Annotated in this window: 20 protein-coding genes; 15 read left to right on the top strand and 5 right to left on the bottom strand. The window is 69.1% G+C overall.

Annotated features, from left to right (window positions below):
* Positions 1 to 450 precede the first annotated feature (450 nt).
* A complete protein-coding gene (locus FJM51_RS07785) occupies positions 451 to 1,329 on the bottom strand; it encodes a PaaX family transcriptional regulator C-terminal domain-containing protein (RefSeq protein WP_181164481.1) in 879 nt (292 codons plus the stop codon).
* A 156-nt stretch (positions 1,330 to 1,485) separates the two neighbouring features.
* On the opposite strand from FJM51_RS07785, the gene pcaF reads away from it, so the two are divergent.
* The 9 genes from pcaF to FJM51_RS07740 all read left to right on the top strand — a co-directional run bounded on the left by pcaF (position 1,486) and on the right by FJM51_RS07740 (position 10,062).
* Positions 1,486 to 2,691, top strand: coding sequence for a 3-oxoadipyl-CoA thiolase (gene pcaF / locus FJM51_RS07780; RefSeq protein ID WP_140453569.1), 1,206 nt, complete (start codon positions 1,486 to 1,488; stop codon positions 2,689 to 2,691).
* A 12-nt stretch (positions 2,692 to 2,703) separates the two neighbouring features.
* Positions 2,704 to 3,696, top strand: coding sequence for a 1,2-phenylacetyl-CoA epoxidase subunit PaaA (gene paaA / locus FJM51_RS07775; RefSeq protein WP_140453568.1), 993 nt, complete (start codon positions 2,704 to 2,706; stop codon positions 3,694 to 3,696).
* Positions 3,697 to 3,747: 51 nt separating this feature from the next.
* Positions 3,748 to 4,032 (top strand): 1,2-phenylacetyl-CoA epoxidase subunit PaaB, encoded by a 285-nt coding sequence (gene paaB, locus FJM51_RS07770; RefSeq protein ID WP_140453567.1) that lies wholly within the window; start codon positions 3,748 to 3,750, stop codon positions 4,030 to 4,032.
* A gap of 1 nt (position 4,033) precedes the next feature.
* Positions 4,034 to 4,885 (top strand): 1,2-phenylacetyl-CoA epoxidase subunit PaaC, encoded by an 852-nt coding sequence (gene paaC, locus FJM51_RS07765; protein WP_140453566.1) that lies wholly within the window; start codon positions 4,034 to 4,036, stop codon positions 4,883 to 4,885.
* Between the two features lie 14 nt (positions 4,886 to 4,899).
* Entirely contained in the window at positions 4,900 to 5,418 is a 519-nt protein-coding gene (gene paaD, locus FJM51_RS07760; protein ID WP_233713034.1) for a 1,2-phenylacetyl-CoA epoxidase subunit PaaD, read from the top strand.
* A 19-nt stretch (positions 5,419 to 5,437) separates the two neighbouring features.
* Positions 5,438 to 6,511, top strand: coding sequence for a 2Fe-2S iron-sulfur cluster-binding protein (locus FJM51_RS07755; RefSeq protein WP_140453564.1), 1,074 nt, complete (start codon positions 5,438 to 5,440; stop codon positions 6,509 to 6,511).
* Between the two features lie 11 nt (positions 6,512 to 6,522).
* Positions 6,523 to 7,293, top strand: a complete 771-nt coding sequence (locus FJM51_RS07750; RefSeq protein ID WP_140453563.1) for a Phenylacetic acid catabolic protein — start codon at positions 6,523 to 6,525, stop codon at positions 7,291 to 7,293.
* Positions 7,294 to 7,304: 11 nt separating this feature from the next.
* On the top strand, positions 7,305 to 9,374 hold the full coding sequence (gene paaZ / locus FJM51_RS07745; protein WP_140453562.1) for a phenylacetic acid degradation bifunctional protein PaaZ: 2,070 nt from the start codon (positions 7,305 to 7,307) through the stop codon (positions 9,372 to 9,374).
* Positions 9,375 to 9,450: 76 nt separating this feature from the next.
* Positions 9,451 to 10,062, top strand: a complete 612-nt coding sequence (locus FJM51_RS07740; protein ID WP_140453561.1) for an acyltransferase — start codon at positions 9,451 to 9,453, stop codon at positions 10,060 to 10,062.
* An 11-nt stretch (positions 10,063 to 10,073) separates the two neighbouring features.
* Here the strand turns inward: FJM51_RS07740 and FJM51_RS07735 are convergent, their stop codons facing one another.
* From FJM51_RS07735 to paaG, 4 genes are all read right to left on the bottom strand, one after another.
* The gene (locus FJM51_RS07735) at positions 10,074 to 10,673 is read right to left on the bottom strand and encodes a TetR/AcrR family transcriptional regulator (RefSeq protein WP_140453560.1); all 600 of its coding nucleotides are present in this window, start codon (positions 10,671 to 10,673) and stop codon (positions 10,074 to 10,076) included.
* A gap of 101 nt (positions 10,674 to 10,774) precedes the next feature.
* Positions 10,775 to 12,085: a phenylacetate--CoA ligase PaaK gene (gene paaK / locus FJM51_RS07730; protein WP_140453559.1), complete on the bottom strand. Its 1,311-nt coding sequence runs from the start codon at positions 12,083 to 12,085 to the stop codon at positions 10,775 to 10,777.
* 34 nt (positions 12,086 to 12,119) lie between these two features.
* Positions 12,120 to 12,563, bottom strand: coding sequence for a hydroxyphenylacetyl-CoA thioesterase PaaI (gene paaI, locus FJM51_RS07725; RefSeq protein ID WP_140453558.1), 444 nt, complete (start codon positions 12,561 to 12,563; stop codon positions 12,120 to 12,122).
* Positions 12,560 to 13,348: a 2-(1,2-epoxy-1,2-dihydrophenyl)acetyl-CoA isomerase PaaG gene (gene paaG / locus FJM51_RS07720; protein WP_233713039.1), complete on the bottom strand. Its 789-nt coding sequence runs from the start codon at positions 13,346 to 13,348 to the stop codon at positions 12,560 to 12,562. The genes paaI and paaG overlap by 4 nt, the downstream gene beginning before the upstream one ends.
* Positions 13,349 to 13,482: 134 nt before the next feature.
* Here paaG and paaN point away from each other — a divergent pair, with 134 nt between their 5' ends.
* From paaN to FJM51_RS07690, 6 genes are all read left to right on the top strand, one after another.
* Positions 13,483 to 15,135 carry a phenylacetic acid degradation protein PaaN gene (gene paaN / locus FJM51_RS07715; RefSeq protein WP_140453556.1) on the top strand — a complete coding sequence of 551 codons (1,653 nt, stop codon included), beginning with the start codon at positions 13,483 to 13,485 and terminating at the stop codon, positions 15,133 to 15,135.
* A 45-nt stretch (positions 15,136 to 15,180) separates the two neighbouring features.
* Complete coding sequence (locus tag FJM51_RS07710; RefSeq protein WP_140453555.1) at positions 15,181 to 16,317, top strand: ABC transporter substrate-binding protein; 1,137 nt, start codon at positions 15,181 to 15,183, stop codon at positions 16,315 to 16,317.
* Between the two features lie 88 nt (positions 16,318 to 16,405).
* On the top strand, positions 16,406 to 17,278 hold the full coding sequence (locus FJM51_RS07705; RefSeq protein WP_140453554.1) for a branched-chain amino acid ABC transporter permease: 873 nt from the start codon (positions 16,406 to 16,408) through the stop codon (positions 17,276 to 17,278).
* Positions 17,279 to 17,280: 2 nt separating this feature from the next.
* A complete protein-coding gene (locus FJM51_RS07700; RefSeq protein ID WP_210240223.1) occupies positions 17,281 to 18,231 on the top strand; it encodes a branched-chain amino acid ABC transporter permease in 951 nt (316 codons plus the stop codon).
* Complete coding sequence (locus FJM51_RS07695) at positions 18,228 to 19,025, top strand: ABC transporter ATP-binding protein (protein WP_140453552.1); 798 nt, start codon at positions 18,228 to 18,230, stop codon at positions 19,023 to 19,025. The genes FJM51_RS07700 and FJM51_RS07695 overlap by 4 nt, the downstream gene beginning before the upstream one ends.
* The gene (locus tag FJM51_RS07690; protein ID WP_140453551.1) at positions 19,018 to 19,719 is read left to right on the top strand and encodes an ABC transporter ATP-binding protein; all 702 of its coding nucleotides are present in this window, start codon (positions 19,018 to 19,020) and stop codon (positions 19,717 to 19,719) included. Before FJM51_RS07695 ends, FJM51_RS07690 begins: the two co-directional genes overlap by 8 nt.
* Position 19,720: the final 1 nt, after the last annotated feature.

Raw genomic sequence — 19,720 nt, 5'->3', positions numbered from 1 at the left:
TAATACGGCGCTGGTTGACCACCCGCCCCTCGATCATCTGCTTAGCATCATGAACAGGGGTCAGTTCTTCGGCGCGGCAACGGGGTCAAATCCCCAGTTCGTTTGACAACCGGAGAGCCCCCGGGCGCCGCTCCTGGGTAAGGCTGACGCTCGCGCGCTCCGTCGGGCGCCTGGGGGAATTTCCGCTGGCGTGGAGCTTGCGGCGTTCCGCCGATGGGGGACGTCGGCGCGGCCGTGAATTTTTCGATCGAGCCGGCGCGCTCGTGTATATTCGAGCGGCGGCCGGTCCGAGGTTTGAAGGCGCGCATGGACTTACCAGATATTAGAGAAAGGCGGACCGGACAGCGGTTTGTGGCACCCAGTGGCCAGAAAGCGCCGCGGCGCCGAGGAGGCGGTCCGCCCCTGCTACCTCGGTCGCGCCGGGAGGTTCGCCATGGAACCGAATGCCCCTCACTCCGTGAGCGGCTCGCCCTTGAGGTCGCGGATCCTCCGGTCGAGGCGCTCGCGGTTCGGCCGGAGCGGGCCGACGCGGTCTTTGAAGCGGGTGGAGATGATCTCCTCGGTGGCGGGGGACAGGGCGAGATAGAGCTCGACGAAGAGACGGCGCGCGGCGGAGCCGGGCCAGTCGGCTGGCAGCAGCCCGGGCGGCAGGTGGGGGTCGCGCAGCGCGATTTCCCGGAAAGCGTGAGTCAGCGCGAGCCGCAGGCCCAAGGCTTGGTCCGGCGTGGCGGCGCGGGCTTCGAGACCCGCGAAGAAGTCGATGAAACGCCGTGTCCGCTCCGCCAGGGCGTCGAGCTGCCAGGCCCTGGCGAGGGCGAAATCGTCGGCCGTGGTGGCGCGAAAATGCGTCCCGGGCAGGGGCGGGAGCGGCTCCCCCCGGTCGGGCAGCACCGCGAGCTGGGGGAGGGCGAAGCCGAAGCGCGCGCGGGCGAGCGCCGGGGCGTGGGTCTCTCGCTCGCCGTCGGGTAGCAGCACGAGATGCCAGCCGCGTTGGGGCGGCGGCTCGACGGGCGCGTAGATGAGTCGCGCGGCAAGGGCGAACTCCCGCTCCGCCGCCGGCGTCAGGCGATAGTAGCTGCGCCTGCCCACTTTCGCACCCTCGAGCTGACCGGCGGCGACGAGCCGGCTCAGCGCGGTCCGCACACGCGTCTCGGTGATCCCGGCCATCGCCAGCGTCTCTATGATGTTCCCGGTCCAGAGCTCGCCGCCCCGAGGCGCGACCACGTCCCCATAGAGCGTGACGACGACGGCGGCCGCGCTGATCCGCGCCGCCTCGTAGCGCCAGGCGGTGAGAACGGCCGCCGGTTCGGCCGTCGCCGCGTCGATCATGATCCCTCCCTCGGCCAGGCAACCCAAGCTTTTCAAAAGCGTCACATGATGTCCACGGTTTCGACGATCAGTGTGACATTTTTCGCTATACATTGACCGAACGGTCGGCTAATGTCGTGACAACCAAACAGACGACTCACCCGGGGAGGGAAACGGATGGCGGAAGCCTTTATCTGCGACGCGGTCAGGACCCCGATCGGACGCTACGCGGGAGCTCTCGCGAGTGTGCGCGCCGACGATCTGGCGGCGATACCGCTCAAGGCGCTGATGGAGCGCAATCCCGGCGTTCGCTGGGAAGAGGTGGACGATCTGATCTACGGCTGCGCCAATCAGGCGGGCGAGGACAACCGCAATGTCGGCCGGATGGCCGTGCTGCTGGCGGGGCTGCCGGTCGCGGTCCCGGGCACGACGATCAACCGGCTCTGCGGCTCGGGCATGGACGCGGTCGGACAGGCGGCGCGGGCGATCCGGGCGGGCGACGCCGATCTCATGCTCGCCGGCGGCGTCGAGAGCATGACGCGCGCCCCCTTCGTGATGCCGAAGGCCGAGAGCGCCTTCTCGCGCGCCAACGCGGTCTATGACACGACGATCGGCTGGCGTTTCGTCAATCCGAGGATGAGACAGGAATTCGGCGTCGACTCGATGCCACAGACCGCCGACAACGTGGCGGCCGATTACAATGTTTCCCGCGCCGATCAGGACGCCTTCGCCGCGCGCAGCCAGGCGCGCTGGGAGGCGGCCCAGAAGGCGGGCAAGTTCCGCGACGAGATCGCGCCGGTGACGATCACGCCCCGGAAGGGCGATCCGATCGTGGTCGATACCGACGAACATCCGCGCCCCGGCACCACGGTCGAGACGCTGGCGAAGCTCCGGGGCGTCAACGGACCCGACCTGAGCGTGACGGCGGGCAATGCCTCGGGCGTCAATGACGGCGCCGCGGCGCTCGTCGTCGCCTCCGAGGCGGCGGCGAAGTCGCATAGGCTGACGCCGAAGGCGCGGGTGGTCGCGATGGCGGCGGCGGGCGTCGAGCCCCGGATCATGGGCATCGGCCCGGCACCGGCGGCGAAGCGCGTGCTGGCGCGCGCCGGCCTCACGATCGGCCAGATGGACGTGGTCGAACTCAACGAAGCCTTCGCGGCGCAGGGGCTCGCCACGCTGAGGGAGCTTGGCCTGCCCGACGACGCGGAGCATGTTAACCCCAATGGCGGCGCGATCGCGATGGGCCACCCGCTCGGCATGTCGGGAGCGCGGCTGGTCACCACCGCCATGTACGAGCTGCACCGCCGCGGCGGCCGCTACGCGCTCTGCACCATGTGCATCGGCGTGGGGCAGGGGATCGCCGCGATCATCGAGCGCGTCTGAGGAGGAAAGCCCATGTATGCCCAGCTGGTCCAGACCGACGGCCTGAAGAAGCCCGAGGAGATGAGCCCCGAGGAACGCGCCTTTCAGGAGCGCATCGACCGGGGCGAGAAGATCGAGCCCAAGGAGTGGATGCCGGAGGGCTATCGCAAGACGCTGATCCGCCAGATCGGTCAGCACGCGCATTCCGAGATCGTGGGCCAGCTCCCGGAGGGCAACTGGATCACCCGCGCGCCGACGCTGGAGCGCAAGGCGATCCTGCTCGCCAAGGTCCAGGACGAGGCGGGGCACGGGCTCTATCTCTACTGCGCGGCGGAGACGCTGGGCGTGAGCCGCGACGAGCTGATGGAGCTCCTGCACAGGGGCAAGATGAAATACTCGTCCATCTTCAACTATCCGACGCTGACCTGGGCCGACATGGGCGCGGTCGGCTGGCTGGTCGATGGCGCGGCGATCATGAATCAGGTGCCGCTGCAGCGGACCTCCTTCGGGCCGTATTCCCGGGCGATGATCCGGATCTGCAAGGAGGAGAGCTTCCACCAGCGGCAGGGCTACGCCGTGATGATGAAGATGTGCGCGGGGACGCCCCAGCAGAAGGCGATGGCGCAGGATGCGTTGAACCGGCTCTGGTATCCGTCGCTGATGATGTTCGGTCCGTCCGACAAGGACTCGGTGCATTCGGCGCAGTCGATGGCCTGGAAGATCAAGATGAACACCAATGACGAGCTTCGGCAGAAGTTCGTCGACCAGACCGTGCCGCAGGCCGAGTATCTCGGGCTGACCATCCCCGATCCGGAGCTGAAGTGGAACGAGGAGAAGGGCGGCTATGACTTCTCCGAGCCGGACTGGTCGGAATTCTTCGACGTGATCGCGGGCAACGGCCCCTGCAACAAGGACCGGCTCGGCGCCCGGGTGAAGGCCTGGGACGACGGCGCCTGGTTCCGCGAGGGGCTTGTCGCCCACGCCGAGAAGGCGGCCGCCCGCAAGGCGCCGCTCGCCGCCGAATAAAAGCCAGGAAAGCGCCGCCCGAAGGCGCGGCCCGAGTTTAGGGAGATTGCAATGTCCAAGGAATGGCCGCTCTGGGAAGTCTTCATCCGGGGCCAGCACGGGCTGAACCACCGCCATGTGGGCAGCCTGCACGCGCCGGACGCCGAGATGGCGATCAACAATGCCCGCGACGTCTACACCCGCCGCAACGAGGGCGTGTCGATCTGGGTGGTGCCCTCGGCCGCGATCACCGCGTCGAGCCCGTCGGATAAGGGTCCGCTGTTCGAGCCGGCGAATTCGAAGGTCTACCGTCACCCGACCTTCTACGACATCCCCGAAGAAGTGGGGCATATGTGAGATGCCCTCGCTTCCCGACATGAACACGCCCGATGTGGCGGAGCTCGCGCGCGAGGCGGCGGCTCACTCCCATCACACCGAGATCCCGACCCCGGATGTGGATCAGGACGCCTTCCTCGAATTCCTGCTCCGGCTCGGCGATACCACGCTGATCCTCGGGCACCGCGTCTCCGAATGGTGCGGGCATTCGCCGGCGCTCGAGGAGGACATCGCGCTCGCCAATGTCGCGCTCGACCTGATCGGCCAGACCCAGATGTGGCTCGGCCTCGCGGCCGAGGTCGAGGGCAAGGGGCGCACGGCGGACGATCTCGCCTATCTGCGCGACGCCTGGGACTTCCGCAACCTGCTGCTCGTCGAGCGGCCCAACGGTGATTTCGGCCATACGCTCATGCGCCAGTTCCTGTTCGACGCCTGGCATTTCGAGTTGCTGAACGCGCTCGCGGCCTCGACCGACGCCCGGGTCGGCGAGATCGCGGCCAAGGCGCTGAAGGAAGTGGCCTATCATCTCGAACGCTCGTCGGATCTCGTGATCCGGCTCGGCGACGGGACCGAGGAGAGCAACCGGCGGATGCGCGAGGCGCTCGAGGCGCTCTGGGCCTATACCGGCGAGATGTTCACCGCCGACGAGAAGGATCGCGCCGTGGCGGAGGCCGGGATCGCCCCGGATCCGGAGAGCCTGCGCGCGGCCTGGGAAGCGACGGTGCGCGACGTGCTGGAACAGGCGACGCTCGCGGTGCCCGCCTCGACCTTCGCCCACAAGGGCGGCAAGCGCGGCGTCCATACCGAGCACCTCGGCTACATCCTCGCCGAGATGCAGTTCCTGCAGCGCGCCTATCCCGGCAGCTCCTGGTAGGACGGGATCCGATGATGACAGCGACCCAACCCAGCACCGCCGAGGTCTGGGACTGGCTGAGCCATGTCCCGGATCCGGAGATCCCGGTGATCTCGCTCACCGATCTCGGCATCATCCGCGATGTCGCCTGGGACGACGACACGCTCGTCGTCACAGTGACGCCGACCTATACCGGCTGCCCCGCCACCTCGATCATCAATCTCGATATCGAGACGGCGCTCAGGGGCAAGGGGATCGGGAAGCTGCGCCTGAAGCGCCAGATCTCGCCGCCCTGGACCACCGACTGGATCAGCGCGGAGGGCCGCGAGAAGCTGCGCGCCTACGGGATCGCGCCGCCGATCGATGGCACGGCGGCGGACGGGCGGCTGATGGGGCGGATCGACCGCCTCGCAGGCGGCAACCGCGTGGTGGCCTGCCCGCGCTGCGGCTCGTCGCATACGAGCAAGGTCAGTCAGTTCGGCTCGACCCCCTGCAAGGCGAGCTATCGCTGCGACGACTGCCTCGAACCCTTCGACTACTTCAAGTGCATCTGAGCGGACCGGAGACAAAGAAATGGCACGCTTCCATTCCCTCGATGTCGTCGACGTCCGCAAGGAAACGCGCGACGCCGTCGTCGTCACCCTCAAGCCGCGCGACGAGGACGCCGCGCTGTTCGATTTCACCCAAGGCCAGTACCTGACCTTCCGCCGCAGGTTCGACGAGGACGAGCTCCGCCGCAGCTATTCGATCTGCGCGGGCAAGGACGACGGTTTCCTTCAGGTCGGCATCAAGCGCGTCGATGGCGGCGCCTTCTCGACCTGGGCGAACGAGGAGCTCCGGGCCGGCGCCACGATCGAGGCCATGCCGCCGATGGGCCGGTTCTTCACCGCGCTCGATCCCGACGCGGCGCGGAACTATCTCGGCTTCGCCGGCGGCTCGGGCATCACGCCGGTGCTCTCGATCATCAAGACGGTGCTCGCGGCGGAGCCCGCCTCGACCTTCACCCTAGTCTATGCGAACCGGCAGATCAGCTCGATCATGTTCCGCGAGGAACTCGACGATCTGAAGAACCGCTATCTCGGGCGGCTCTCGATCATCCATGTGCTCGAATCCGAGGCGCAGGACATCGACCTTTTCACGGGTCGGGTGGACGCGGCCAAATGCGGGGCGCTGTTCAAGTCCTGGATCGACCTGCCCAGCATCGACACCGCCTTCATCTGCGGGCCGGAGCCGATGATGCTCGCGATCGCCGGTGCCCTGAAGGAGCACGGGCTCTCGGAAGAGCAGATCAAGTTCGAGCTCTTCGCCTCCGGCCAGCCGGGGCGGGCGAAGAAGCGCGTGGTCTCGGCCGAGGTCTCGACCTCGAATTCGACCGAGGCGACGGTGACGCTCGACGGCGCGACCCGGAGCTTCCGGATGCCGAAGGCGGGGGTGAGCCTGCTCGACGCGGCGCTCGAGGCCAATATCGACGCGCCCTATGCCTGCAAGGCCGGCGTCTGCTCGACCTGCCGCGCCAAGGTGCTGGAAGGCGAGACCGAGATGGCCATCAACCACGCGCTCGAGGATTACGAAGTGAAGCAGGGCTATGTGCTGACCTGCCAGTGCTTCCCTCTGAGCGACAAGGTCGTCGTCAGCTACGACCAGTGAGGGAGGGAGAGATGACCGATACGACCGAACCGGCCGCGATGCCGATCGAGGACTATCTCGCGCGGGGCGGCCAGCTCACCTCGCCCGCGAACGTGCCCCCCCGTTACCGGGGCGAGCTGCTGCGGCTGATGGCGAGCTTCGTCGACAGCGAGCTCGCGGCCTCGGCGGGCTTCGCCGACACGGTGAACGCGGCGCCGGGGATCACGGCGCGGATCGCGGCGAGCCGGATCACGCTCGAAAAGGCCGATCACGCGGGCCGGGTGCTCGATCTGATGGGCGATTTCGGCGCCGACGAGGGGCGTTACGCCGCGCATCACCCCTGGGCCGACCGGCTGCCGCGCGACGCGGAGCTCGGCCGGGCGCGCCATGGCGACGACCTCCGTCTCGCCGTCTTTCACTACCCGATCTCGGGCTGGGTGGACGCGGTGGTGATGAACGTGCTCCAGGGCCTCGCCGCCGCCGTGACGCTCGAGGAGATGGGCAAGGTCTCCTACGCGCCGCTCGCCGAGGTGCTCCGCGAGATCGCCCCGCGCGAGAAGCGCCACACCGAGCTTGGCCTGACCGGCCTCGCCGAGATCGCCGCGACCGAGGAAGGCCGCGCGGCCGCGAAGGCCTCGATCGCCTACTGGCGCCCGAGGGTCGCCGACAGTTTCGGCGCGCAGAATTCCGCCCGGTACGAGACGCTGCGGCGCTTCGGCCTTCGCCACCGCCCGAACGAGGCGCTGCTCGCCGACTGGACCACTTCGGTTCAGCGCGCGCTCGCGCCGCTCGGCCTCGACTGAGGAAGAGGACCATGACCGTTGACGTGACAACGAAGCCCCGCGAACTCCGGAGCTATCTCGGCGGCGAATGGGTGAAGGGCGCGGGCAAGGCCCAGACGCTCCTCAACGCCGCGACCGGCGCGCCCGTCGCCACGATCGATTCCTCCGGCGCCGATTTCGCCGCCGCGCTGGCTTATGGCCGCGAGGTGGTGAGCCCGAAGCTGCGCAAGCTCTCCTTCCACGAGCGGGCGCTGATGCTGAAGGCGCTCGGCCTGAAGCTCATGGAGCTCAAGGAGGAGTTCTACGCCGAGAGCCTCGCCACCGGCGCGACGCGGGCTGACGGCTGGATCGACATCGAGGGGGGCGCGGGCACGCTGCTCTCCTATGCCTCGAAGGCCCGGCGGGAACTGCCGAACACGCGCGTTCTCATCGATGGCGACGTCGAGCCGCTGTCGCGCGACAATTCCTTCTCGGCGCAGCATATCCTGACGGCGCTCGAAGGCGTGGCGGTGCACATCAACGCCTTCAACTTCCCGGTCTGGGGGATGCTGGAGAAGGTGGCACCCACCTTCATCGCCGGCATGCCCTCGATCGTGAAGCCGGCGAGCCAGACCGCCTATCTGACCGAACTGGTGGTCCGCCGGATCGTCGAGTCCGGCATCCTGCCAGAGGGCGCGATCCAGCTCATCGCGGGCTCCACGGGGGATCTGCTCGACCATGTGGCCGAGCAGGACGTCGTGACCTTCACCGGATCGGCCTGGACCGGGCGGAAGCTCAAGACCAGCCCCGCGATCGTGGAGAACTCCGTCCGCTTCACGATGGAGGCGGACAGCCTGAACGCCGCGATCCTCGGCCCCGACGCGGGGCCGGGCACGCCGGAATTCGACCTCTTCGTGAAGGAAGTCGCGCGCGAGATGACGGCGAAGGCGGGGCAGAAATGCACCGCGATCCGCCGCGTGATCGCGCCGCGCGCCTTCACAGAGGCGCTGGTGGCGGCGCTCGGCGACCGGCTCGGCAAGACCGCGCTCGGCGATCCGGCCAACGAGGCGACCCGGATGGGACCGCTCGCGAGCCTCGACCAGCGGCGCGAGGTGCGCGAGCGCATCCGCGAATTGCAGCGGGAGGCCGAGATCGTCGCGGGCAATCCCGACGAGGTGCGAGTGAACTCGGGTGACGTCGAGAAAGGCGCCTTCCTCCATCCGGTGGTGCTCTACGCCGAGAACCCGCTCTCCAAGAGCGCGATCCACGACGTCGAAGCCTTCGGCCCGGTCTCGACCGTGATGCCCTATGACGATCTCGACGAGGCCGTGGCGCTCGCCAAGCGCGGCCGGGGCTCGTTGGTCGCCTCGGTCTTCACCGACGACAAGGCGGTTGCCGAGGAAGTCGTGCTCGGGCTCGCGCCGTTCCATGGGCGGGTGCTGATCGGCAACCGGCTGAGCGCGAAATCCTCGACCGGCCACGGCTCGCCGCTTCCGGTCCTCGTCCACGGCGGCCCGGGCCGCGCGGGCGGCGGCGAGGAAATGGGCGGCATGCGGGGCGTGAAGCACTACATGCAGCGCACCGCCGTCCAGGGCGCGCCGCGCCTGCTCTCGGCCGTCACCGGCCGCTGGATCGAGGGCGCGGACGCGGAGACTGGCGGCGCGCATCCGTTCCGCAAGTCACTCGCGGAGCTTCGGATCGGCGACCAGCTCGTGACCGCGACCCGGGAAGTGACGCTCGAAGACATCGAGCATTTCGCCGAATTCACCGGCGACACCTTCTACGCGCATATGGACGAGGCGGCTGCCCGGGCCAATCCGTTCTTCGACGGCCGGGTGGCGCATGGTTACCTGATCGTCTCCTTCGCCGCCGGGCTCTTCGTCGATCCGGCGCCAGGTCCGGTGCTCGCGAACTACGGCGTGGACAACCTGCGGTTCCTGACGCCGGTCTATCCCGGCGACACGCTCGGCGTCCGGCTGACCGCGAAGGAGATCAACCCCCGCGCCAGCGCCGATCATGGCGAGGTGCGCTGGGATTGTCAGGTGACGAACCAGAAGGGCGAGACCGTCGCGCAATACGACGTGCTCACGATGGTCGCGAAGACCTGGCCTCCGGAGGCGTGAGCCGGCGGGGGCGAGGCGGAAGGGTTGCCCCTTCGCCCCGCCCCTCCGCCCCCGAGGCTGAGAGGGAGATGAACGCATGGGCATCTGGTCGTGGGACGGGATCATCCCCGTGGTCGATCCTTCCGCCTTTGTCCATCCGGACGCGACGGTGATCGGCGATGTCATCATCGGCCCCGGCGTCTATGTCGGCCCGCAGTGCGTGCTGCGCGGCGACTTCGGCCGGATCGAGATCGGGGCGGGGGCCAATGTGCAGGAGACATGCGTGGTGCATGCCTTCCCGAACCTCGGGGTGGTGGTCGAGCCTTCCGGCCATATCGGCCATGGCACGGTGCTGCACGGCTGCCGGATCGGGCGGAACGCGATGGTGGGGATGAACGCGGTGGTGATGGACGAGGCCGAGGTCGGCGCCGAGGCGATCGTCGGGGCGATGGCCTTCGTGAAGGCCGGGGCGCGGATCCCGCCGCGCGCCCTCGCGCTCGGCTCGCCCGCGAAGGTCGTGCGCCAGCTTTCGGACGAGGAGGTTGCCTGGAAGACCAGGGGCACGGGCGTCTACCAGCGCCTCGCGCTCGAGGCGCGGGACAAGCTCGCGCGGGCCGAGCCGCTCGCCGCGCCGGAGCCGGACCGCCGCCGCGCACGCGCTCCCGCGCATGAGCCGCTGAGCGTCGAGCGGCGCAAGCTCGGGGACTGAGCCTCGCGCAGTTAGCGCACCTCGCGGATGCCGCGCAGGATCAGCGTCGTGGCGACGCCGGCGTAATCGGCGCGGCTGATGGCGCCGCCGTCGCGGAACCACATGTAGACCCAGTTCATCATTCCGAAGAGCGACATCGTGACCGGCATCAGCAGCGGACGATCGGGCCGGTCGAGCGCGGGGTTGATCGCGCGGATCACGGTCGAGAAATGGCGCACGATCTTGCGCTCCACCGCCTGGATCTCGGCCCGCTGCTCCTCCGAGAGCGTGCCGGCGCCGATGAGCTGGACGCGGTGCGCGTCGTCGGCGCCGCGATATTTCTCCAGCACGACGCCGACCATCTGGCCGAGCAGTTCCTCTGGTGGCAGCGCGGGATCGACCGACAGCGCGACCGCTGCTTCGAGTTCCACCAGATGGCCGTGGATGATCGCGAAGATGAGTTGGTCCTTGCTCGGATAGTAGTGGTAGAGCAGGGCCTTTGAGACGTGGCAATGGCTCGCGATCTGCGCCATCGAGGCCTTGTCCATGCCCTGCTCGGCGAAGACGGCGGCGGCGCCCTCCAGAATGCCCTGCTGCTTTTCCTCGAAATCGCTGGCGCGGGTCCGTGCCATGGTGGGTATCGTCCTTACGCGGGGGCGCGGAAACGCCCAAAAGGGAGAGGCCCGCGCGGGCCCCTCCCGAGAATTAGTTGTCCGTCTGGCCGGTCAACTCATCATGCTTTGGCGCGGTTGTCCAGAACCCGCTTCGCCTTGCCCTCGGAGCGGGCCACGCCGTCGGGCGCGCAGACGTCGATCTTCGTCGAGACCCCGACGACGCTCTTGATGTGATGGGCGAGTTCCTTCGCCGAGGCGGCGCGGGCTTCCGGCGCGGCGGCCGCCGCGTTGGCTTCGACATGGACGATCATGCCGTCCATCCGCCCTTCGCGGACCAGCTCGATCTGGAAATGCGGCGCGAGACCGGCGCATTTCAGGATCTGCTCCTCGATCTGGGTCGGAAAGACGTTGACGCCGCGCAGGATGATCATGTCGTCGGAGCGGCCGGTGACCTTCTCCATCCGCCGCATCGAGCGCGCCGTGCCCGGCAGGAGCCGGGTGAGGTCGCGGGTGCGGTAGCGGATCATCGGCAGCCCCTCCTTGGTGAGGGTCGTGAAGACGAGCTCGCCCATCTCGCCGTCCGGCAGCACCGCGCCGGTCTCGGGGTCGATGATCTCCGGGTAGAAGTGGTCCTCCCAGATGTGCAGCCCGTCCTTGGTCTCGACGCATTCGTTGGCGACGCCGGGGCCCATGATCTCGGAGAGGCCGTAGATGTCGACCGCGTCCATGGCGAATGCGTGTTCGATCTCCTGGCGCATCGCGTTCGTCCAGGGCTCGGCGCCGAAGATGCCGACCTCGAGCGAGCTCTCGCGCGGGTCGAGGCCCTGACGGCGGAACTCGTCCTGGATAGAGAGCATGTAGGAGGGCGTGACCATGATGATCCGGGGCTTGAAGTCCTGGATCAGCGTGACCTGCCGTTCGGTCATGCCGCCCGAGATCGGCACCACTGTGCAGCCGAGGCGTTCCGCGCCGTAATGCGCCCCGAGGCCGCCGGTGAAGAGGCCGTAGCCGTAGGCGATATGGGCGATGTCGCCGGGGCGGCCGCCGGAGGCGTAGATCGAGCGGGCGATGAGATCGGCCCAGGTGTCGATGTCCTTCTTCGTGTAGCCGACCACGGTCGGCTTGCCGGTCGTGCCCGAGGAGCCGTGGATGCGGGAGAGCCGCTCGCGGGGCACGGCGAACATGCCGAACGGATAGGTGTCGCGCAGATCCTGCTTCACGGTGAAAGGGAATTTCGCGAGATCGGCGAGGGTCACGAGGTCGTCCGGATGCACGCCGTGCTCGTCGAACCGCTTCCGGTAGAAGGCGGAGTTCTCGTAGGCGTGGCGGACGGACCATTTCATCCGCTCGAGCTGGAGCCCCGCGATCTCGTCGCGGGAGGCGTTCTCGATCGCATGCAGGCCCCCGGGGCGGCTGAGGACGGTGGTCATTCGGTTTTCCTCCCAGAACGTTGCTGGCACCGGATCATTCCGGCAGATGGGTTCCCTTGACGGTGCGCGAGTGGCCGCGAAATTCCGCGATCCGCTCGCCCCGCTGATTGGTGACAGTGATGTCGTAGATGCCGCCGCGTCCCGCGCGATGGATCTCGCGGGCGGTCGCGGTCAGCCGGTCGCCGAGATGGCCCGGCGCCACGTAGGTGATCGAGGCCTGATGCCCGACCGTGCGCTGGTTGTAGCCATTGCAGGCATAGGCGAAGGCCGTGTCGGCCAGCGTGAAGACATAGCCGCCATGGGCGAGGTCGTGGCCGTTCAGCATCGCCTCGGTGATCGTCATCGAGAGCACCGCCTCGCCGGGCGCGACATGGTCGCGGACCATGCCGAGCCGCTGGGCGGCGAAGTCGCCCGTCCACATCGCATCGGCGCAGGCCTCCGCGAGCGCCTGGGGCGAGAGCTTGGTCGCGGTGCTCATTCTCCGCTGAACTCCGCCGGGCGCTTCTCGAGGAAGGCGGTCACGCCCTCGGCGTAGTCGCGCGTCCGGCCCGCTTCGCGCTGCAGGTCGCGTTCGAGGTCGAGCTGCGCGTCGAGGCTGTTCGTCGCCGCCGCCTGGATCGCCCGCTTGGTGAGGCCGAGGCCCCGCGTCGGGCCGGCGGCGAGGCGGGTCGCGGTCGCCGTCGCCTCGGCGAGCAGATCGGCGTCGTCCACCGCCTTCCAGATCAGTCCCCAGTCGGCGGCCTGTTCGGCCATCAGCGGTTCGGCGAGGAGCGCGAGCGCCTTGGCGCGCGGCTCGCCGAGGATCCGGGCGAGCGACCAGCTGCCGCCCGCGTCCGGCACGAGGCCGATCTTCGCGAAGGCCTGGATGAACTTCGCGGAATGCGCGGCGAAGACGATGTCGCAGGCGAAGGCGATGTTGGCGCCAGCGCCGGCGGCGACGCCGTTCACGGCGCAGACCACCGGCTTCTCCAGGGCGCGGATCAGGCGGAGCGTCGGGTTGTAGAACGTGTCCAGCGTATGCCCGAGATCCGGCGCGCCGCCGCCCTTGCGCGGGTCGCGGTCGCCGAGATCCTGCCCGGCCGAGAAGCCCCGGCCCGCGCCGGTCAGCAACACGGCGCGGACCTCCCGGTCGGCGGCGGCGCGCTCGAAACCGGCGCGCAGCGCGCGGTGCATGTCCTCGTTGAAGGAATTGAGCTTGTCAGGCCGGTTCAGGGTCAGTCGCAGCACCCCCGCCTCGAGCGAGACAAGCACGGTTTCCGACAGGGTATCGGTGTCAGCCATTCGGTTCCTCCCGCCGCGATTCTGTCTCGGGAGCGCGTCCCGGGCGGCTTCCAAAAAACAGTTGCATAAACCGACCGTCCGGTCAATTATAAATCCAACGAACGGGAGGACAAGAATTGAACACGCTCTTCGCCCGGCACCGGGATCTGATCGAGCGCGCCGTGCAGGCGCTCGGGATGCGCGGATTCTGGACGCCTTTCCCGGAGGTTCCGAGCGGAAAGATCTATGGCGCCACAGCGCGGGAGGACGGGCGGCTGGCGCATGAGGCGCGCCTCGGCCAGCCCTTCGCGCTCGAAGGCCATCCCGAATCGCACCGGCTCGGCGCCGAGGTCTCGCCCTGGGGGCCGGCGCTCGGCATCACCTATCCCGCGGCCGAGCCCGCGACGCTCGTCGCCGCCGCCGAGGCCGCCGCGCCCGTCTGGGCCGCGCTCGCGCCGGAGGCGCGCGTCGGCATTCTGGCGGAGGCGCTGGTCCGCCTCAACGCGATGAGCTTCGAGATGGCGGAGGCCGTCGTCCACACCACGGGGCAGGCCTTCCCGATGGCGTTCCAGGCAGGCGGGCCGCATGCGCAGGACCGCGGGCTCGAGGCGGTCGCCGCCGCCTGGGCGGAGATGGGCCGCGCGCCCGCCCGCGCGCTCTGGGAGAAGCCCGCGAAGGGCGCGCCGATCCTGATCGAGAAGCACTGGCGGGTCGTGCCCCGCGGCATCGGCCTCGTGATCGGCTGCCAGACCTTCCCGACCTGGAACAGCTATCCGGGGCTGTTCGCGAGCCTCGCCACCGGCAATCCGGTGATCGTGAAGCCGCATCCGGGCGCGATCCTGCCGCTCGCGCTGAGCGTCGCCGTGCTGCGCGATCTGCTGGCCGAACAGGGGCTGCCGCGCGACGTGGTTCTGCTCGCGGTCGATTCCGCCGAGGCGCCGGTCGCGAAGGATCTCGTCCGGCACGCGGCGATCATCGACTATACCGGCTCGAACGCCTTCGGCGCCTGGGTACGGGCGAACGCGGGCGCGGCGCGGGTCTATACCGAGGAAGCCGGGGTCAATTCGATCGTGATCGCGAGTACCGACGCCTTCGGGCCGATGTGCGCCAATATCGCCTTCTCGCTCGCGCTCTATTCCGGGCAGATGTGCACCGCGCCTCAGGACATCTTCATCCCGCGCGGCGGGATCGAGACCGACGAGGGCCACAAGAGTTTCGACGACGTCGCGAAAGGCATCGCCGGGGCGATCGACGCGCTCCTCGCCGATCCGGCCCGCGCGACGGCGGTCTGCGGGGCGATCGCCAATCCCGCGACGCTCGACCGGATCGCCGCCGCGCGCGGCCTCGGCCGGGTGATCCGCGACAGCGCGCCGCTGGCGGAGGGCCGGAGTGCCACGCCGCTCGTCGTCGCGGTCGAGGCCTCGGAGGCGGAAGCCTATGGCACTGAGCGCTTCGGCCCGATCGCGTTCCTCGTCGCCGTCGGGGATGCCGAGGAGGGCGTCGCCCGCGCCGCCGGCCTCGCGCGGGAGAAGGGGGCGATCACCGCGGCGCTCTATGACCGCGACGAGGCGCGCATCATCCGCGCGGCCGACGCCTTCGCCCGGGCGGGGGTCAATCTCTCGGTCAACCTGACCGGCGAGATCTTCGTCAACCAGAGCGCCGCTTTCAGCGACTTCCACGTGACCGGCCTCAACCCGGCCGGGAACGCCTGCCTGACGGACACGGCCTTCGTCGCCGGGCGCTTCGTTCGCGCGATGTGGCGCAGGCCGGCCCCGCGGCCGGCCGCCTGATCCGAAGACCCAGAACCAGATAACAATCAACCGGAGGAAACACCCATGAAGACCCTGACCGCGCTTGCCACGCTCGCGGCCCTCGGCGCCGCCTCGGCCGCCTCGGCCGAGATCCGGATCGGCGCCACGATCTCCGAGACCGGCCCGGCCGCCTTCCTCGGCGATCCCGAGGCGAAGACGCTCGAGATGATGGTCGAGAAGCTCAACGCCGCGGGCGGGATCAACGGCGAGCAGGTCGAGCTCGTCCTCTACGACGATGGCGGCGATCCGAACAAGGCGCGCACCTTCGCGACCCGGCTCGTCGAGGACGACGAGGTGGTGGCGATCATCGGCGGAACCACGACCGGCGCCACGATGTCGATCATCCCGGTCGCCGAGGACGCGGAGGTGCCGTTCATCTCGCTCGCCGGCGCGATCGAGATCATCGATCCGGTCAAGGACTGGGTGTTCAAGACGCCGCATACCGACCGGATGGCCTGCGCCAAGATCTTCGAGGACATGAAGGCCCGGGGCATCACCAGGATCGGCATGATCTCCGGCACCGACGGTTTCGGCGCCTCGATGCGCAAGCAGTGTCTGGAGATCGCCCCCGAGGCGGGGATCGAGGTCATCGCCGACGAGAGCTACGGCCCGACCGACGCGGACATGACGCCGCAGCTCACCAACATCAAGAACAGGGCCGGCGTTCAGGCGGTGCTGAACGCGGGCTTCGGCCAGGGTCCCTCGGTCGTGACGCGCAACTACCAGCAGCTCGCCGTCGGCCTGCCGCTCTACCAGAGCCATGGCGTGGCCTCGAAGGGGTTCATCGACCTCGCCGGTTCCGGCGCGGCCGAGGGGGTGCGCCTGCCTGGCACCGCGCTGCTGGTCGGGGACCTGCTGGCGGACGACGATCCGCAGAAGCCCGTGGTCGCGGCCTATGTCGCGGAATACCAGGCGGAATACGGCGAGGCGCCCTCGACCTTCGGCGGCTACGCGCATGACGCCTTCGCGATCCTGACCGACGCGATCACGCGGGCGGGCTCGGCCGATCCGGAGGAGATCCGCGACGCGATCGAGACGACCGCGGGCCTCGCGGGCACCACGGGCGTCGTGACGATGACGCCGGAGGATCACCTCGGCTTCGACCTTTCCGCCTTCCGGATGCTGGAGATCAGGGACGGCGGCTGGACGCTCGTCGACTGAGCGCCGCCGACTGACCCCGTCCCGCCCGGGCCTCGCGCCCCGGGCGGTCCATCCATCGCCCGGATGCCTTCGCGGAGCCAGCAAGCCCATGTCAGAACTCATGCAATTCCTGATGTCCGGGGTGACGGTCGGCGCGGTCTACGCGCTCGTCGCCCTCGGCTTCACCATCATCTACAACGCCTCCGACGTCGTGAACTTCGCCCAGGGCGAATTCGTGATGCTCGGCGGCATGATCACCACCTTCGCCCATCTCGCAGGCCTGCCGCTGCCGCTCGCCGCGCTGATCGCGATCGCGGCCACGGCGGCGGTCGGCGTCGCGCTCGACAAGCTCGCGATCGAGCCCGCGCGCGGCGCGCCGGTCGTCTCGCTCATCATCATCACGATCGGCGCCTCGATCTTCATCCGGGGCGTGGCGCAGCTCGTGTTCGACAAGCAGCTCCACCGCTTCCCGGCCTTCACCGGCGACGCGCCGATCGCGCTCCTTGGCGCGACGATCCTGCCGCAGTCGCTCTGGATGCTGGCGGGCGCCATCGCGGTCTTCATCGGCCTCTGGGCCTTCTTCACCCGCACGCTGACCGGCCGCGCGGTGCTCGCCACCTCGAACAACCGGCTGGCGGCGCAGCTCGTGGGGATCAACGTCAAATGGGTGATGACGCTCTCCTTCGCGCTCTCGGCCGCGATCGGCGCGCTCGCGGGCGTGCTCGCGACGCCGGTCACCAACACGAGCTACGACATCGGCATCGCGCTGGCGCTCAAGGGCTTCGCGGCGGCGATGCTGGGCGGCATGGGCAACCCGAAGGGCGCGCTGGTCGGCGGCATCCTGCTCGGGCTGATCGAGGCGCTGACGGCGGGATACGTGAGTTCGGTCTACAAGGACGCGGCCGCCTTCGTCGTGATCCTCGTCGTGCTCTTCGCCATGCCCCAGGGCCTCTTCGGCTCCAAGACGACGGACCGGGTGTGACGATGACGACGAAACGCGCCACCCTCCTCATCCTCGCGGCGATCGTGATCGTCTCGCCGTTCTTCTTCCCGTCGAACTACTACTACCGCGTGGGCTCGCTCATCTTCGTCAACGCCCTCGCGGTGACGGGGATCGTGATCCTGACCGGCTACGCGGGTCAGGTCAGCCTCGGCCACGCGGGGTTCGCCGGGATCGGCGGCTATGCCTGCGCGCTCGCCCCGGTCCATCTCGGGCTGCATCCGGGCCTCGCCGCGCTGTTCGGCGCGGCGCTCTCGGGCGGGGTCGCCTGGCTCGTCGGGCGGCCGATCCTGCGGCTCCGGGGCTATTACCTCGCCGTCGCGAGCCTCGGCCTCGGCATCCTCGTCGCCATGGTGCTCGCGAACGAGGCCTGGCTCACGCGCGGCCCGGACGGGATCGAGGTTCCTGATCTCGGGCTCAACGACGCGCTGGAGGCGATCGGGATCGACATCAGGAACACCCAGTTCTGGTATTTCTTCTCCGGCCTCGTGATGGTCGTCGGCGCCTGGATCGCGCTCAACCTGCACGACAGCCCGACCGGCCGGGCGCTCCGCGCGCTGCACGGGTCGGAGATCGCGGCGCGGGTGGTCGGGATCGACGTGGCGCGGCTGAAGCTGCGGGCCTTCGTGATCTCGGCGGTCTATGCCTCGCTCGCGGGCTCGCTGCTCGCGCTCCAGAACAAGTTCATCACGCCCGACGTGGCGGGGTTCATGCATTCGATCGAGATGGTGACGATGGCCGTGCTTGGCGGCGCGGGCTCGGTGCTCGGCGCCTTCCTCGGCGCGGCGATCCTGACCACGCTGCCGCAGGTGCTGACCGTGTTCCAGGAATACGAGCAGATCCTGCTCGGCCTCGTCATGATGCTGGTGATGATCTTCATGCGCGAAGGGCTGTTGCCCAGCCTCGCGCGCCGCGTGCGGGGGAGGGAGAAATGAGCGCGCTCCTCGAAATCCGGAACCTCGGTATCAGCTTCGGCGGGTTGCGCGCGGTCCATGACGTGAGCTTCGCGGCCAACCCGGGCGAGATCGTCTCGGTGATCGGGCCGAACGGCGCGGGCAAGACCACGCTCTTCAACATGATCTCGGGCGTCTACCGCCCGGGCGCGGGCGCGGTCGTGCTCGACGGCCGGGATGTGACGGGGATGGACCCGTTCCTGCTCGCCCGTCTCGGGCTCAGCCGGACGTTCCAGAACCTCCAGATCTTCCAGAACATGACCGTGCTCGAGAACGCGGTGGCGGGCTTCCATCTCCGCGAGAGCGGCCCGCTCCTCGCCGACCTGCTGAACCTGCCCTCGACTCGGCGGCGGGCGCGGGCGGCGGAGGCGGGGGCGCGGGCGCTGCTCGAGCGTGTCGGCCTCGCCAACGCGGCGGAGCGCGAGGCGGGCGCGCTGTCCTACGGCGCGCTGAAGCGGCTCGAGATCGCCCGCGCGCTGGCGCTGGAGCCCCGCGTGCTGCTGCTGGACGAGCCCGCGGCCGGCTGCAACGCGGTCGAGACCGAGGAGATCGATCACCTGATCGCCGAGGTCGCGGCCTCGGGCGTCGCGATCCTGCTGGTGGAGCACGACATGAAGATGGTCATGCGCATCTCGAACCATATCGTCGTGCTCGACCACGGCGAGAAGATCGCGGAGGGCAAGCCCGAGGCGGTGAGCCGTGATCCGAAGGTGATCGCAGCCTATCTCGGGCCCGACGCGGCGGCGCTCCACGAAGGCGAGGTGGCCCATGCTTGAGGTCGAGGGACTGCGCTCGCGCTACGGCCGGATCGAGGTGCTGCACGGCATCGACCTCTCGGTCGCCTCGGGCGAGATCGTGACCGTTGTGGGTGCGAACGGCGCGGGCAAGACCACGCTCCTGCGCTGCCTTTCCGGCGTCCAGCCGGTCTCGGGCGGGAGCGTCACCTTCCGGGGCGAGAATTTCGTCAGCGTTCCCGCCTGGAAGCGGCTCGGCCACGGGCTCGCCCAGTCGCCCGAGGGGCGGCAGATCTTCACCAATCTCACGGTCGAGGAAAACCTGCGCCTTGGCGCCTTCCTCTACGCCGACGACCGGGTGGAGAAGGACATGGGCGACGCCTTCGCCATGTTCCCGATCCTGAAGGAGAAGCGCAACCTCGCGGCGGGCGGGCTCTCCGGCGGGCAGCAGCAGATGCTCGCCATCGCCCGCGCGCTGATGGGGCGGCCCGCCTGCCTCCTGCTCGACGAGCCGTCGATGGGGCTCGCCCCGATCATCGTCGCGCAGATCTTCGATGTCGTGCGGGGCCTGCGCGACCTCGCGATCACCGTGCTCCTCGTCGAACAGAACGCCTTCGGCGCGCTCCGCGTCGCCGATCGGGGCTATGTGCTCGAGACCGGGCGCGTCACCATGAGCGGCGCGGCCGAGGAACTCATCGCCGATCCGCGGATCCGCGAAGCCTATCTGGGGATATGAC

The sequence above is a fragment of the Amaricoccus solimangrovi genome, assembly GCF_006385685.1.
Classification (GTDB): Bacteria; Pseudomonadota; Alphaproteobacteria; order Rhodobacterales; family Rhodobacteraceae; genus Amaricoccus; species Amaricoccus solimangrovi.
The sequence above is the reverse complement of the archived record's forward strand: the minus strand, read 5'-3'. Positions and strand labels throughout refer to the sequence as shown.

Excerpts from the sequence above, each read along its gene's own strand:
- FJM51_RS07755 (WP_140453564.1), top strand. The coding sequence starts at position 5,438 with ATGGCACGCTTCCATTCCCTCGATGTCGTCGACGTCCGCAAGGAAACG.
- FJM51_RS07750 (WP_140453563.1), top strand. The coding sequence starts at position 6,523 with ATGACCGATACGACCGAACCGGCCGCGATGCCGATCGAGGACTATCTC.
- FJM51_RS07740 (WP_140453561.1), top strand. The coding sequence starts at position 9,451 with ATGGGCATCTGGTCGTGGGACGGGATCATCCCCGTGGTCGATCCTTCC.
- paaK (WP_140453559.1), bottom strand. The coding sequence starts at position 12,085 with ATGACCACCGTCCTCAGCCGCCCCGGGGGCCTGCATGCGATCGAGAAC.
- pcaF (WP_140453569.1), top strand. The coding sequence starts at position 1,486 with ATGGCGGAAGCCTTTATCTGCGACGCGGTCAGGACCCCGATCGGACGC.
- paaA (WP_140453568.1), top strand. The coding sequence starts at position 2,704 with ATGTATGCCCAGCTGGTCCAGACCGACGGCCTGAAGAAGCCCGAGGAG.
- FJM51_RS07710 (WP_140453555.1), top strand. The coding sequence starts at position 15,181 with ATGAAGACCCTGACCGCGCTTGCCACGCTCGCGGCCCTCGGCGCCGCC.
- FJM51_RS07705 (WP_140453554.1), top strand. The coding sequence starts at position 16,406 with ATGTCAGAACTCATGCAATTCCTGATGTCCGGGGTGACGGTCGGCGCG.
- paaZ (WP_140453562.1), top strand. The coding sequence starts at position 7,305 with ATGACCGTTGACGTGACAACGAAGCCCCGCGAACTCCGGAGCTATCTC.
- paaC (WP_140453566.1), top strand. The coding sequence starts at position 4,034 with ATGCCCTCGCTTCCCGACATGAACACGCCCGATGTGGCGGAGCTCGCG.
- paaD (WP_233713034.1), top strand. The coding sequence starts at position 4,900 with ATGACAGCGACCCAACCCAGCACCGCCGAGGTCTGGGACTGGCTGAGC.
- paaI (WP_140453558.1), bottom strand. The coding sequence starts at position 12,563 with ATGAGCACCGCGACCAAGCTCTCGCCCCAGGCGCTCGCGGAGGCCTGC.
- FJM51_RS07690 (WP_140453551.1), top strand. The coding sequence starts at position 19,018 with ATGCTTGAGGTCGAGGGACTGCGCTCGCGCTACGGCCGGATCGAGGTG.
- FJM51_RS07695 (WP_140453552.1), top strand. The coding sequence starts at position 18,228 with ATGAGCGCGCTCCTCGAAATCCGGAACCTCGGTATCAGCTTCGGCGGG.
- FJM51_RS07735 (WP_140453560.1), bottom strand. The coding sequence starts at position 10,673 with ATGGCACGGACCCGCGCCAGCGATTTCGAGGAAAAGCAGCAGGGCATT.
- paaB (WP_140453567.1), top strand. The coding sequence starts at position 3,748 with ATGTCCAAGGAATGGCCGCTCTGGGAAGTCTTCATCCGGGGCCAGCAC.
- FJM51_RS07785 (WP_181164481.1), bottom strand. The coding sequence starts at position 1,329 with ATGATCGACGCGGCGACGGCCGAACCGGCGGCCGTTCTCACCGCCTGG.
- FJM51_RS07700 (WP_210240223.1), top strand. The coding sequence starts at position 17,281 with ATGACGACGAAACGCGCCACCCTCCTCATCCTCGCGGCGATCGTGATC.